The following is a 14,745-nucleotide window of genomic DNA, read 5'->3' on the forward strand; positions in this document are numbered from 1 at the left end:
GGTCGACCATCGAGTGCGTCTCGACAGCGCCCCGGCATCCGACGATCAACCACGAATATCGCCGCGTCGGCGAATCTGCAAGGTGTTGTTGAAGTAATACTTTTGTCTGAGTCGGATAGCCTGAGGCTATTGTTGGACGCAGAGCGTTCGTGGCCCGATTTGTTGAGCTTGCGAGATTCGTTCAGGTTTCTCGCTGGCCTCCTTCGCAGCCCGGCCTGGAGCTCGCCCTTCGATCGACTTCGCTGCCCCAGGTGGATGGTATGTGATCCACGGGCGTCAGGGGATCGACGCCTTCAACGGCGCGACGGTCGAGTGAGGAGCGATTTAGCCGCCGGACAATGCCTGGAGGAGATGGATCTCCGACTTCGGCTCCACCGCGTCCGACTGGGCTTCCCGATCACCAAGCGGCCGGTCATTCACGAAGATCATCACGTGCTGCCGGACGGCTCCGCGGTCATCGAGAACATAGCTCCGTAGATTCGGTTCACTTTCGAACACGGTTTCGAGAGCGGCGCGGACCGTTGGCGCATCGACATCGACGGTGTCGCACTTCACGTGGCGGCGAAGATGAGCGGTGAAGAAGACGCGGGGCATTGGCGAAGCGGGGACTCGAAGTGAACGAAACCGCGGGAAGGCCGGACGGCGACAGGCTTACCAGGAGATCTCCAGTACAACGCTCGCCTTCCCGTCGGTCAACGCGATCGGCAGCAGCAACTCGGCCTGTTTGCCGGCGCCGCGGAGAAAGGGGGTGACGGCAGACGCCGGATTGATGCGGACCTTCCATTCGCCGTCGATGGAGTATGCGCCTGTCGGAGCATCGGCATCGTCAATCATTCCGCGGGCGACGCGGAGATAGACGTTGTGGACACCCGGTTCACCCGTCACCGTCAGCGTCCTCCGCATCCCCGGCTCGGCCGGCTTGCCGAGGTCAACGGCAGGAACGAATGCGTCCTCCACGGTAACGAACGTGCCGCCCGCCGGGACCGTGTACTTGAAGACCGGCCGCTGCTGATCGTCGAGCCGATAGCCGCGGAAGCGGTATCCGAGGGTTCGCGGCGGCTCGGCAGGCCATGGAGCGTCCTGCGAAGGAAGCACGGCGATCGGCGCGGTCGTTTCCGGATGGATGACGTGATCGCCGAGGGGGCTGATCCGATCGGCCCCGCGGCCGGTCCAGTGACGGGAGGCATCAACGAACTTCCCGTGCCACAGCGCGGCGAGCGACATCTTCTCCGCGTCCCAGGCAAGGTCGGCCTGCTCGGGATATCCAACGGCGATGCCACGCGGAGTGAGTCCATCGAGGAAATTGCGATAGATGATCGGCGACTCTTTTGGAACCAGCTCGATCGACTGGGCGATCAATCCATCCGGAACGGCGGCTTTCTCACGGTCGGAGAGGAACGACCAGAGCGCCTTCATCTGCTGCTCCGGAGCGCCTTCGTAGACGTCGCGCACCACGCTCCGGCCATCGACGAACGCGGTCGGCATGCGGGTTCCAGGGCGGTAGGCCTGCGGGTCGATCAGGTAGCGGTAGAACCAGTCCTCGCGGACACGGCGGGTCATCGTCAATAGGTTGATCGTCTGGATGCCGGACGAGGGTGTTCCGCCGAAGACGTGGCACTTCACGCAGCCGAACGCGTTGTTGCCGGCGAGACGGCGGCCAACCGCCTTGGTGCGGTGTTCGGCCTCGTCGATCTCGGGCGGCTTCGGGCCCTGTTTCTGATCGGCTTTCGCGAAGGCGGCGACGACCTGATCGACCGGGGCCGCTCCGAAGCGGGGCATGCGGGTGAGCATGTAGGGGCGGTCTTTCGCCCCTTCCCCGATGACGCGTTTCATCCACCCTGGCTGGAGCTTGTCGCCCACTCCATCGAGCGGCGGGGGGACTCGGCCTTCGTCTCCCATTTCATGCTGCGAGGTGAGGAACAGCGGGTCGCGATCCCGCTCCGGACCTCCCATTCCGTCGCGGCGATGACAGGCATAGCAGTTGAACGATGCCATCGTCGCGGCGACGAGGTCGCGCTTCGATGCGTTGCCGGAAGAGATCACTGAGAGGGCCGCTGTGATCGCGGCTTTCTGCGTCGGACTCAGGTCGAACTTCGGCGCGGAGCTGTTTGCCGTGGAGGAATCGGCGAGACAGCCGCGGGCGGGGTTCAGGTCCTTCAGATGCCTGGCTTCCAGCGTGGACGACAGGGGCTTGTCGTCCTCCACCTTCCGGTGGCAGGCGGCGCATCCCAGCGAACTGAACAGCGTCCTGCCCTTCTCGGCCAGCGCAGCATCAGCTACGAAGCTTCCGTCAGTCGCGGGCGTCGAAGATCCGCTGGCGGCCTCTTCCGGCGTGAGCCGCAACCACGATTCGATCGGCTGCCGCTGGATCCCGCGCCCCTGCATTTCGAGAGTCAGGTGCTGCTCGCCGAACGCCTCGACGTACTCGACGCGAATCTTGTGCACGCCCTTGGCCAGCACGCGCGGCGGAACCTTGGTGAACGGCCCGCCGTAGCTCGCGATCAATTCGTCGTCGACGTACAGCTTGCTGCCGTCGTCGGAGTTCAGAAAGAAGGTATAGGCGCTTTCGACGTCGACGTTCCAGTAGCCTTCGAACACGATGCCAAAGGCGTCGTCCCGCCCGGCGACGGAAAGATCGAAGCCTTCGCACTCGCCGGTCGACACCGGCTTGACGGATGAGAAGTCGGGAGGAGTTTCCCAGACACCGTGATAAACGGTGTACCGGATATTTGGCCTGGCCGAGCGGCTGGAATCGCTGACGAGGTAGCACGCGAGATCACGGGCTTCTTTGTCGTTGAGATTGAGCGAGGGCATGCGTCCGGCCGGCCGAATCGCGATGGGGTCTTTGAGAAACTTCTCAAGGGCGGTGAGGCTGTACTTGTCGCCGAGCACTGGCAGCGGAATGGTGGCCGCGGCGTTCACTCGGGGAGCGTCGCCTTTGCGCGGCGCGTGGCAGGCGACGCAGCCGATCGAGTGAAACAATTGGTCGCCACGCTTCGCGGCGGTCCGGTCGCCGTTGCGCTCCAGCGGAGAGAGATTGCCGACGAGATAGCTCGTCAGGGCTGCGGCGGCATGTTTCCTGTCGGCCTCCGGAAGATGATCGAGGAGCGCCGGCATCGTGGTCCCAGGTTTGACCCCATGGGGCGATGCGAGGAACTTCGCGAGCCAGTCACCGCGGGCCCGCAGGCCGATTTCATCGAGAGTCGGCCCCGACCGGGCGGCATTCACTTTGAAAGCCGGATCGTCCGAGGCATGGCAATTCACGCAGCCGAGTTCTGTCAGCAGCACAACGCCCCCCTCGGCGCTGGCCGGCGAGGCCGAGGCATGCAGGCGCTCGAAGCTGGGGACGATCGGGCGACGGGCTTCTTTCTCGGCGTCGCGGCGGGCGATCCAGATGTTCCGGAATCGAACCGGATTCCCGTGGTCCTGCAGGAAGAGCGGGCCGGGCGTGGCATCATCCTTGAGAAGCGGTCCCGGAGTGAGCTTTGCCAGCTCGACATCCTGATGCACGGGGACGCCATTGAGCCGGATGGTCATCCGCGCGTTGGACTTTCGCTTGCCATTCTCGTCCCAGCGAGGCGCAACAAACTCGGCGTCATACGTCTGCCACTCCAGCGGCGGCAGGCACATGTTCAGGTCGGGGTCGCGGAGGGAATAGAGTCCGCCGCACTCATTGTTCTTTCCTTCGAGACCGAAGGAATCGAGGATCTGCACTTCATAGCGGCCCTGCAGGTACATGCCGCTGTTGGCCCGTCCCTGCCCGCGAGCCTTCGGCAGATAGGGGAGTCGAAACTCGAGGTGGATCGCGAAATCTGTGAACGACTCTTTCGTCGTCGCCGCGGGAATCAGAAGACCATCGGGCGACATTCTTGTCCCCGCCTTCCAATGCTCGTCGAGGGACTTCTGCGTGCCGTCGAACAGCGAGGTGGCTCCGGCCGGTGCCGGGGCCCCGAGAGTCGGACTCTTGCGAGTCACTTTCTTCAGCTTGAGCGATTCGACGATCTCGCGAACGGCATCCGCATCACCGTCAATGACCTGGCGCTCCTTGCCGTTCCAGCCGGCGCCCGGGAGCCCGCCGGTGAAGCGAACGATCTGGAACTCTCCGTCCCCCTGCGCCACGACCTGCACGCCGAGTCGCTCGGTTTCGTATTCCCCCTGCAGCGCGTAATCGGGATCGGCCGCGGCGGCTTCCGGGGTTTTGGCCACGGGATCGGCCGTGAACGCCTGCTGACTGCCCGCGACCAACAGGCAGACGGCAACGAACATCGGGCGAAGCGTGGCGCGCAGCATCGTTCAACTCGCAGGGGGGAGAGCGTGAACAGGTGACCCGGAGGGATTCTGAGGCGAATCCTGCCTCACTGCAATCAGCCGGGGCGCGACGACTTCCGCGGTGCGCCGGCAGACTTTGAGGCCTTGGGCGGAAGCGTCCGAACGAACTGCAGGGCCAGCCCGATCCAGTCCCTCAGTGCAACGTCGCTGTCGATCGCATCAGCGTCCACGATGACCCAGCCTTTCATTGGCGTCCCGGTCAGGTCGAATGGCCGAACGCCCGATTCGACAAGAGCAATGTCGGCGGCTTCCGCGCCGAGCCGGGCGATCAGGGAATCGCCGTGGACGCCCACGAGCATGTTTCCGCGATGCAGGAAGGCGAGCCCGCCGAACATCCGCTTCTCAGCAACACCCGGTTCCCGCGCGACGGCGTCGCGAACACGATCGGCCAGGGAGGCGCTGAAGGGCATGCGGTTCACTCCGGGGAGGTCGCGAGAGCCAGGCTTCGATTGTCGGCCAAAACGCGTCCCCAGCCTCGAAAGGGGGCGCGCCGAAGCGACCAGAGGGAGAGGATATGACAATTCCAGACAATCAGCATCCAAACCGGTTGCTTCCGCCTGTTGCCAACACCATCGCATCTCCGCTCAGGCGATGTCGTGAGCACCGCCTGTGAACGACTCCGACCTTCGCCTTCCCTGGTCCTACTGGAAGTTCGCGACTTCTCCTCCATCGCGAGTGTGCAGATTGATCAGGACATCAACGTCGATATTGGCCCCGATCGAATGGACGCTGCCGTCTCCCACGAGCGAATTGGCGGAGCCCGAATGGAAGCTGTAGATCCCCTGCAGGTTACAGCAGTTCACGAGGCAGCTGAATTGCGGCTGCGTGGTGGAAGTGGCGACGACGTAGCGATCGCCTTCGGCGGAGCAATCCGCGTTTGCCGAGAAGAGGTTGATCGCATTCGGACTCGACCACGCTGCCCAGCCCGGCTGCCCTGTCTGGATATTCGTCGCCACACCTTTGACGTACTTGGTGGGCCGGGCCGCGATTTCGTCGATGACGATGGTATTGGAAAGACCGTCTGTGAACTCGGCGAGCCGCGTGTGTTTGTTGGAGGTCATTGCGGACGCCCCTTTCCGGCCGGTGATGTCGACGTGATAGCCGAGCTGGGGAGCGCGGGCGAAGTAATCGGATGCAGCGCCCAGACGGTCCGCTGGCAACGTCGAAACTCCGGGGCCTGTCGAGAGAAGCACCATCCTGTCCCCGTTGGGCGTGCTGGGACAGATGAACACAGGCAACTTGGTTCGCACCGCCGTCTGGTTCTCCGGTTCAAAGTGGGCCTTGTTGAAGTTGTAGACGTTGTTGACGGTGGACTGATCGAGGAAGGGCAGCAGGCAGACGGACCAACCCGAATAGACGGCCATCGTGGGGACCGTCACCGTGATTCGCGACGGCGGCAATGCGTTGTAGACGTCGGCATAGTTGTGGAAGGCGAGTCCGAGCTGCTTGAGATTGTTCTTGCACTGAATGCGGCGGGCCGCCTCGCGCGCCTGTTGGACTGCCGGCAAGAGGAGGGCGACCAGGATCGCGATGATGGCGATGACCACCAGAAGTTCGATGAGGGTAAAACCGAGACGTCTTCGCAGCATGGGAAGTGGCCGACAGTTAAAGAGGATAGAAACGCGCGCACGCGTAGCGCGGCGGAATTGAACGCAAACCGCGTGCCTCCGTCGGCGAGAGAGCGAAACGCCAGGGATTCCACGATGCCGACGAGATCGCGATCTCACTCGAGGCGGTCGAACTGCCGCGCGCGGCCAGGAATTGTTCGCTTCTGAAGGATCCAGCACGACTCATTGAGGCATTTGCAGGAGGTCGAGAGTGCGTCGCCGGCCCACGGACCACGCAGGCCACGCCGCGGCCGTCGTTGCGAGCATCAGGAGAAATCCGGTGGCAACAAGCAGGGGCCGCCAGGGCACGACCAGGTCGGGATGAAGTCCCCCGAAGAAGCTGGTGTACTGAGCGATGCCACAACCACACCAGCCCGCCAGCATTCCGAAGACCAGGCTCAACAGTGCTGCGACGCACCCGATCAGAAGACCCTCCGCGAGGACCGCGCGAACGAGCGTTGGTCCCGTGATTCCGATCGCCCGCAAGACACCAAACTCCCAGTGCCTCGCCCGGACGGACGCGAGCATGACGTTCAACAACCCCAGTCCGGCGATCAGTATCGCCACCAGCGGCACCTGGCTGATGAGCCAGATCCAGCGCGTGGCGTTGCCACGCAGCACGTCGCGAATTCGCTCGACGGGCATCACGCGGACCGCCGGCTCTCCTTCGGCGGCACTGTCAATGGCCACATCGCGCCCCAGAACCCGGGAGTAGAGGCCCTGCGCCGCAGTTGCGATCTGATCAGGGTTTGCGTTCGGCATGTCGTAATCGAACCAGACGTGCGTTGCCGCCGGGAGGTCGAAATCCAGCGCGACGGAGTCGTAACCGGCGATGACGAGTGCGGCCGCTCGATGGGTCCGCGGCCGAAATCCCGTCAGCTTCGTCTGCCAATGCCAACCTGGCAGTCGGACCGCACCGGCAATCTCGTAGACAGGCGAGCGTTCGGGATCCTGAGGAGGGACGAGCGTGAATGAATCGCCGATCTTCAGCCCGGTCTCGGTCAGAAAATGATCCGGCACAATGCACCCCCGCCCATTCTTCAGCTTCGCCACAGCGTCGGCGGCATTCCCCTCGACCCATTCCAGTTCCAGAAGCGGGTTGTCGGACAGGAACGCCCTCAAGGGATCGATTCCCAGCAAGACGACGTTGTCCTGCCGTGTGACGGAGGGCCTGGTGGCGCTGTGAGTCAGGTCATCGCGGAGGCGCGGCTGCTCCACGACAATGGGCAGGCATCGTCGCCCATCGATTCCCGGGAATTCCCCGATCTCTTGGGCATGCTCGGGCGGCAGGCCGGGGCCGCGGAAGGAGATCAGCGCGTCCGGCGCCCACGATCCCGGCACAAAGCCTTCCAGCATCGTGTAGCCCCACACCTGAATGCCAATGAACAGGGCCAATCCCACTGCCATCGAAATGGCTGTCCCGGTCGACCTCCACAGATGGCTTGTCAGCTGACTCGCCAGGAGTTTTCGATCGATTCGAAACATTTTTGCGATGACGGGGCCGAGACATTGATCGACGGACGTCACGAGGAGTGGTCCGACCAGCACGGCGCCGATCGCCATGGCGACAAATCCAACTGTCATTCGCGCGGAGACGCCCGTTCCAAAGTCTGGCGGAAAGACGAACGTCATTAGCGGATTGACTGCCAGCAGTACGATGCCAGGAATCGCCAGCCAGGGCGCGAGCGGCCTGCCGGCTGCGACTGCCTGCATCGGCGCCATCGCCTCCAGAGGCCTCACCCGCATCGCGCGGAATGCCGGAACCAGAGATGCGAGGAAGGTTCCGCCAAACGCCGCGACGGCGGCCAGCGTCAGGCTCGTCGCGCCCAGTTCTGCGCCGTGATACAACCTCCTGGAGGCAGCCCGCTCGACGACCTTGAGGATGCTCCACCCACCGGCGACTCCCCCCACGAAACCGATGGCCCCGAGCAGCAGACCTTCCATCGCAATAAGCAGTCCGATCTGCCAGCGCGTGAAGGTGATTGCACGCAGCACACCGTACTGGCGAACCCGCTCATTCACTCCCATGTTCAGCGCGCTCATCGCGACGAGAGCTGCAATCAACACGGCCACGCCCGTGGCGGCCAGTGACTGCAACTTCACATTCTGCGCCGCGGCCGCCTGATCAAGCGCCTCTTCAATCTCGTAGGCTTCCTGGAACTGCACGGGCGTGGAGTATCGGCTCAGACGAGGAGCCCATCCGAACCGGAACTTTGTCAGGTCCGCCTCCGGATTCATTGAGACTCCGATGAGGCTGATCGCGGCCGACTGGCCGGTGAGCTTCTCGGCTGTGTTCGTCGAGACGAACAACTCTCCCGAACTCGGACTGAGAATCGGGATCGCGAACGCGCCGGCCCCCATTAATGTGGGCGCCTGGACGATGCCCGCGACTCGCAGTTCGAGCGTCGTCCGCTGACACTCGACGACCAGCGAGTCTCCAGCATCGACTCCCCAATAGGCGGCCGCGTCCGCACGAACTGCCGCTTCCAGCCCTCCACTGATCCATTGGCCGCGCAGCATGTCAAAAGGCGGCTCCGGGGAGTCGGTCGCAAGCAGGAGCGATTCGGGCAAGCGGGCGCCTGGACCTGACCCCGGCCCGCTTTCCAGCCCGACGTCCGCGGGCCGTGGCCCACGCTCTTGTGGTTTCGCGGCCTGGGACAGCGAAGCTTTCGGAGGCTTTGTCGATCTCACCTTCGCATGGATCGCCCACATCGGATCGGCAGAGGCGATCGCGGAGTCGCTTCGCAACTCCTTCAGCGCTTCGGACGGCACGGTCGCGTTGTCGTTCACTTTGATCGGCGCCACCGCCAGCTCATATCGACCGAGTGCGAGGTTCGCATATTCGTCGTAAGTTTTCAGAATCGCGTCGTAACCGCTGGAGACCCAGATGACGAGACCCACCGCGGCAGCGATTGCCAGCGAGGTCAGCACCGCTCGCGCACGGTGTTCGCCGAGAAACGCGAGTGCGAGGCGGAAGACTCTCAGCATGCAACCGGCTCCCGCGCGCTCCGTACGGTGGCCTGGTATCCAGCTGCCACTTCCTGCGCATCGTGTCGCCCACTGGGCCGGAATTCGCCGATCACACGACCATCCTTGAGCACGACCACCCGATCGGCCCACATCGCGACGTGCGGTTCATGCGTCACCATGGCGATCGTTCGACCGTCGCGGCTCGACAGTTCATGCAGCAGTTCGCAGATCTGCTGGCCAGTGACGGAGTCCAGGCTTCCGGTCGGCTCGTCTGCGAGCACAATCGCGGGCTCACAGATCAAAGACCGCGCGATGGCAATCCGCTGTTGTTCCCCTCCGGACAACGCGCCTGGCTTGTGCGATCGTCTTGAATTCATTCCCAGTCGCTCCAGCAACTGGTCCACGCGCTGGTCCAGATCAGCAGTCTGAGTGGCAGGGAGGCGGACGTTGTCTTCCGCCGACAGGCTCGGGATGAGGTTGAACGCCTGAAAGACGAGCCCGATCCGCCGTCCGCGAAAGTGCGTCAGCCGCGTGTCGGAGAGCTTTGCCAGGTCCTGCCCGTCGACGAGGACTTGTCCGGAATCAATGTCGGTCAGCCCGGCGAGTGCGTGGAGAAGCGTGCTCTTTCCAGAGCCGCTGGCCCCCATGATGGCAACGAATTCGCCAGCCGAAATCGTCAGTTGAATTCCCCGCAGTGCGGCGACCGAGGTGTTTCCCTGGCGGAAATGCTTGACGACATCGATCGCCTGCAGCGGCGTGAGATGAGTGCTCATCGCGGATGATGTGGTCGGTCTCTGGCGCGTCATCTAGGTCACAATGGTCTCGACAGTAGCGGCCGAGTCTAACGGCGACGTCGCACGGGCCGTCGATTTCATGATGATCAAATTCCCGCCGGCGGCGGCCAATTCTTGTTCGCCCTGTTGGAGAGCGGCCGGCGACCGTCGACTGGCTACGGAATGGCCTCCGGCGCATAAAAATTGTCCGCCGTCCGCTCCTCGCAGTGGGTTGCGACGAGACCTAAGGTTTCGAGTTCCCCATCGCCTGGTTGATGAACTTGAGGAACTCGATGCGTGATCCTGCTGAGTCGCCGACGGCCCCGCTTGTTGTCGAGAGCGTGACGAAGCGATTTCGTCAGGGTGAAACGACTGTGGAAGCCCTGCGGAATGTCACGCTGCGTGTTTCGCCGGGTGAGTTTGTCGCCGTGATGGGGGCAAGCGGCTCCGGAAAAAGCACGCTGCTGCATGTGATGTCGGGCCTCACCCGCACCGACGGCGGGCGGATCCTCGTCGAAGGACAGGCCATCTCCGATCTGTCGGATGCGAGACTCACCGACTTCCGTCGCCGCCGCATCGGTCTGGTGTTCCAGCAGTTCAACCTCATCTCGGCGCTCACCGCAATTCAGAATGTCATGCTCCCGCTCCTCGCCGAGGGGGGACGGGCGGGCGACGATGCCCAGAAACGCGCGACCGAACTTCTTGAACGTCTCGGACTGGGCCATCGAGTAAACCATCGGCCCGATGCCATGAGCGGCGGTGAACAGCAGCGCGTGGCCATTGCCCGTGCCCTCGTCACGGATCCGGCGATCATCATGGCCGATGAGCCCACCGGCAGCCTCGATTCGATCAACGGCAAGGCGCTCTGCACGCTGCTCCAGGAACTGAACGAACGAGAGAAACGCGCGATCGTCGTGGTCACGCATGAACCGGCCGTCGCCGCCTGGGCACAGCGAATCGTCGTCATGAAGGACGGGGCGATCTGCGCGGACTTCCGTTCCAGCGAGTTCCAGGACGCGCACGCGCTGGCCGGCCACTACCAGGACATCGTGGCCTCGCCGGCCCTGGAGGCCGTGCGGTGAACCTCACCTGGAAACTGTTTATTGCGCAAGCCCGGCATCAGAAAGTGCGCCTGGCGCTTACGGCCCTCGCGATGGTGGCGGCCGTCGGCGTTGTCCTGTGGGTCGTGTCGGCCTACGAGACCATCGCGTCCCGTTTCGATGAGCAGACCGAGGAGTTCGTCGGGAACTATGACGTCTTTGTCGTTCCCCGGAGCATCGAGGACTCCCTGTCGCCGGAACTGACGACCCGGCTTGAACATGATCCGGTCGTGGCCGCGGCGAATCCCGTCGCGCAGTTCCGGATGATGTTCCGGAAGGCGGAAGTGCCGAAGCCCGCGGATCAGATCGCAACGCAGCAGGCGGCTGGTTCTCCTCCAGGGCGGGGACTGGGGCGGATGGGGCCGATGGTCGTCGGGACCAGTTCTCTCGAACCCCGCTATCCGCTCAGCGACGGCCGCTGGCTCGCCGCTGGAACCACTCAGGAAGCGGTGGTCAGCAGCGGCGTCGCAGAAGCATTGGCTCTCAAGCCTGGAGACGGGATCGAGTTTCGGATAAAGCCCGGCGACGTCCTGAAGCTGACGGTCGTCGGGATTACCGAGCAGGTTGACGAAGTCGAATTTGCAATGACGCGGACGAAGGGGGGCGCACCGGGGGGCACGAACCGTGGCCCGGCCTCGCTGGCAGCGTATGTCCCGCTCGATGTGATTGAAGATCTGACTGGCGCGCCGGCGAAGCTCAATCTGGTCGAACTCCGATTGAAGCCTGATGCCAAGGCCGACCAACTTGCATCCACCGTTGGGGCGTCGAACCCGGCAGCTGAGTTGCTGCGTCCCGAGGACGTCAAGGCGAAACTTTCCGGCGGATTTGCGGCCCAGGCGGCGCGCAAGCAGGCCTATTTCGTGACGGCCCTGTCGATTCTCGCTTCCGCGTTCATCATCTTCACGACGCTGAGCATGGGGGTGAACGAGCGGGCCCGGCAGTTGGCCGTGCTGAGGGCCGTGGGGTTGAAGCGATCGCAGGTGGCCAGGCTGGTCCTTATGGAAGCGTTGGCTCTCGCGCTATTGGGGTGGGTGGGCGGGTTAGTCGGCGGGTGGTTGCTGCTGAAAGGCCTCGCGGCAGCCAGGCCGGCGATGTTTCCTCATGGAGTCACGCTCGGTGGATCCAGCGTCGTGCTCACTGGGGCCTGCTCGCTGGCGGGCGCGCTGCTGGCTTCGATCTTCCCGATCTGGAAGGCGACGCGCATCAGTCCTCTGGAAGCGATGGCGCCCGTTCAGATCGCGCCTCGACGGTCGCATTGGTACATCGCCGTCGCGGCCGTCAGCTTCCTGCTGATCGCCATCAATCCGGTGCTGACGTTCCTGCCGACCATCGACGAATCGCTGAGGTTCGTCCTGATTCTGGCGGTGGGAGTTCCCGCAACCGTGGCCGGGTTCGTCCTGCTCGCGCCACTCGTGGTCAGCGCCGTCGAGGCGGTTTTCAGCCCGTTCGTTTCGAGGCTGCTGCGCCTGCAGACAAACCTCGTCCGGACACAGCTGAGCAGCAACATGTGGCGGTCTGCAGGAATTGCAGCGTCGCTGATGCTCGGCCTCGGGCTTTACACCGCGACGCAGGTGTGGGGCTGGTCGATGCTCGGCGGCTTTCTGCCGGGCCGCTGGACTCCCAACACCATTGTGAAATTCTCGCCCGCGCTACCGGCGGAGTCGCTGGAAAAGGTCAAAGCCACACCTGGAATCGTTTCGGATTCCTTCCTCCCGATCGCGGTCGAACAGACGAAGCTCGTCGGCGATCCGTTGAAGAGCGGTGATCGCGATTCGGCCGTGCGGCAGGACAACGTCACGCTGATCGGAGTGGACCCGCATCGGGCGTTTGGCGGCAATCACCCCCTCTTCGACATGAAGTTTATTGAGGGAAACCCTGCGGACGCACTGGAGCAACTCAAGCAGGGGCGCTATTGCCTCGTGCCCGAGACATTCCGATCGATCGCCGGACTCGGAGTCGGAGATCGGATCGGCCTGATTCCGCCCAGGAACAAGGAGCAGCCTGTCGACTACACGATCGCCGGCGTCATCTCGATGCCGGGATCGAACTGGATCACCAAGACATCCGGCCTCCGCAAGCAATCGGTTCGCACCGGCGGCCTGGTGTTTGCCTCGCCCGAATTCGTCCGGAAAGACTTTGATCTGCCCGAAGCGGAATTTCTGTGGTTCAACGCGGAACCGGGAGTCACCAAGGCGCACCTCGAAGAACGCCTGAAGCCCTACGCGACGACGGAAGTTCGTCTTCCGCGAGAGGGGACAGAACGACCGACCGGTGCCGGACGCGGCCGTCCCGGCGCCGCCCCGTCCGAGGGAGGAGCGGCGCGGCGGGGCGGTGGTCCCGGCGGCGAGCCGATCCAGGTGACGCTGCTCGGAGATGTTCGTGACGGCCTGCGCGCACGGGGCGGCGACGCCATCCAGGCGATGGGCTGGCTGCCGCTGATCACCCTCCTCGTCGTTTCACTGGGCGTGGTCAACACGATTGCTGCTTCGGTGCGGGCCCGGCGGTGGGAGTTTGGGATCTTGCGAGCCGTCGGATTGACTCGCTGGGGATTGTGCCGGCTGGTGATGTCTGAGGCGCTGATGGTGGCGCTGGTGGCCAGCCTGTTAAGCCTTGCCTTCGGAATCCTGACGGGTTGGACCTGCCTGGGGCTCGTGCGCTACGTCAGCAACGCATGGTTCGAGGGAGTGGCGACACCGTTCACCATTCCCTGGCGTCAGCTCGCGGCCGGTTACGGACTTTGCTTCCTGGTCTGTTTTCTCGCCGCTTTGTGGCCTGCAATTTCATCTGGACGTGCCGAGCCCCTCAACCTGTTACAGGCCGGAAGGTCTGCGACATAGAGACCTTAGGGCAAAACACCCGCTATTCGACAGTATGAGTTGACATTGAGACTCTGTCTCATTTAAGAAGATTTCATGATTCGCCATTCGCCCACCTTCGCCCTCTTCGTCGTCGCCACCATCGGCACCGCCGTCCAGGCCGACACACCGTCGCGAATCACCGACCACGGGGAATACCGGCTCCCTCGCACCAACGACCTTGCCCTGAGATCAAAGGCCGGCCGTGACTACCGCCTGCTGATCTCGTCCCCCGAGGGAGAGCCGCCCGAGGCAGGCTTCCCCGTGCTCTACGTGCTCGATGCCAACTCCTGCTTCGGAACGGTTGTCGAGGCGCAGCGGCTGCAGGTGCGACGCGGACAGACCACCGGAATCACACCGGCCGTGATTGTCGGGATCGGTTACCCCGGCGACGGCCCGTTTGATCCCGGTCGTCGAACGTACGACCTCACGACTCCCGGCGAAGCCGGGAAGCTGCCCAGGCGGCCGGACGGGTCGCCCTGGCCCGCCAGCGGGGGCGCCGACGAGTTTCTCGACTTCATCGAGAATGAAGTGAAGCCGCTGGTCGAGTCTCGGGTCCAGATCGATCGGTCCCGCCAGGCGATCTTCGGACACTCGTTCGGCGGCCTGTTTGTGCTGCATGCGATGTTCAACCGGCCGGAGGCATTCCACTCTTACATCGCCGCCAGCCCCAGCGTGTGGTGGAACGACTTTGCGTTGCAGAAGGCCGAGGAACGCTTTGCGAAACGCTGTGCTCAGTCTCCCGTTCGTCTTCGCCTGCGGGTCACGACAGGCGAACTGGAGAAGAACTCGGGGCCGACCGCCCGTCTGGCGCCGACGGCCGCCTCAACCGGCTTCGGGTCGACTGAGGACATGGCGATGCGCCTCCAGAAACTTGCGGACCGGGGAGTGCGCGTCGAGTTTCACGAGTATCCCGGCGAGAACCACGGGTCCGTGCTGCCTGTGGCGCTGAATCACGGTCTTCGATTCGCGCTGACCTCGGAGACTCGCGACGGACCGAAGCGGGAATGACCAGGCGGGCGGGTGTGGTGCGGTCGACAGCGGCGGGAATTCCGCCGCGCCGTCCGCAGCGGCGCGGAATCACGCGGGCGGCCAAGACCTCGGCATGCAA

The 14,745-nt window shown here is 63.8% G+C and carries 9 protein-coding genes; 3 read left to right on the plus strand and 6 right to left on the minus strand.

What is annotated here, in order from left to right; all coding sequences use genetic code 11:
• Positions 1-324: 324 nt before the first annotated feature.
• From Pan44_RS03080 to Pan44_RS03105, 6 genes are all read right to left on the minus strand, one after another.
• Positions 325-594: a MoaD/ThiS family protein gene (locus Pan44_RS03080; RefSeq protein ID WP_145027136.1), complete on the minus strand. Its 270-nt coding sequence runs from the start codon at positions 592-594 to the stop codon at positions 325-327.
• Between the two features lie 57 nt (positions 595-651).
• Entirely contained in the window at positions 652-4,290 is a 3,639-nt protein-coding gene (locus tag Pan44_RS03085) for a family 16 glycoside hydrolase (RefSeq protein WP_145027138.1), read from the minus strand.
• A 74-nt stretch (positions 4,291-4,364) separates the two neighbouring features.
• Entirely contained in the window at positions 4,365-4,739 is a 375-nt protein-coding gene (locus Pan44_RS03090; protein WP_145027140.1) for a TfoX/Sxy family protein, read from the minus strand.
• Between the two features lie 231 nt (positions 4,740-4,970).
• Complete coding sequence (locus Pan44_RS03095; RefSeq protein WP_145027142.1) at positions 4,971-5,918, minus strand: DUF1559 domain-containing protein; 948 nt, start codon at positions 5,916-5,918, stop codon at positions 4,971-4,973.
• A 201-nt stretch (positions 5,919-6,119) separates the two neighbouring features.
• Positions 6,120-8,924 (minus strand): ABC transporter permease, encoded by a 2,805-nt coding sequence (locus Pan44_RS03100; protein WP_231754208.1) that lies wholly within the window; start codon positions 8,922-8,924, stop codon positions 6,120-6,122.
• Positions 8,918-9,679 carry an ABC transporter ATP-binding protein gene (locus tag Pan44_RS03105; RefSeq protein ID WP_145027144.1) on the minus strand — a complete coding sequence of 254 codons (762 nt, stop codon included), beginning with the start codon at positions 9,677-9,679 and terminating at the stop codon, positions 8,918-8,920. The genes Pan44_RS03100 and Pan44_RS03105 overlap by 7 nt, the downstream gene beginning before the upstream one ends.
• 293 nt (positions 9,680-9,972) lie before the next feature.
• Between Pan44_RS03105 and Pan44_RS03110 the strand changes: the two genes are divergently transcribed.
• The 3 genes from Pan44_RS03110 (at position 9,973) to Pan44_RS03120 (ending at position 14,645) form a co-directional block, all read left to right on the plus strand.
• Positions 9,973-10,761 carry an ABC transporter ATP-binding protein gene (locus Pan44_RS03110; protein WP_231754209.1) on the plus strand — a complete coding sequence of 263 codons (789 nt, stop codon included), beginning with the start codon at positions 9,973-9,975 and terminating at the stop codon, positions 10,759-10,761.
• Positions 10,758-13,616 (plus strand): FtsX-like permease family protein, encoded by a 2,859-nt coding sequence (locus Pan44_RS03115; RefSeq protein ID WP_145027148.1) that lies wholly within the window; start codon positions 10,758-10,760, stop codon positions 13,614-13,616. The genes Pan44_RS03110 and Pan44_RS03115 overlap by 4 nt, the downstream gene beginning before the upstream one ends.
• A 75-nt stretch (positions 13,617-13,691) precedes the next feature.
• The gene (locus tag Pan44_RS03120) at positions 13,692-14,645 is read left to right on the plus strand and encodes an alpha/beta hydrolase (RefSeq protein WP_145027150.1); all 954 of its coding nucleotides are present in this window, start codon (positions 13,692-13,694) and stop codon (positions 14,643-14,645) included.
• The last annotated feature ends 100 nt before the right edge of the window (positions 14,646-14,745 follow it).

The sequence above is a fragment of the Caulifigura coniformis genome (assembly GCF_007745175.1).
Taxonomy (GTDB): Bacteria; Planctomycetota; Planctomycetia; order Planctomycetales; family Planctomycetaceae; genus Caulifigura; species Caulifigura coniformis.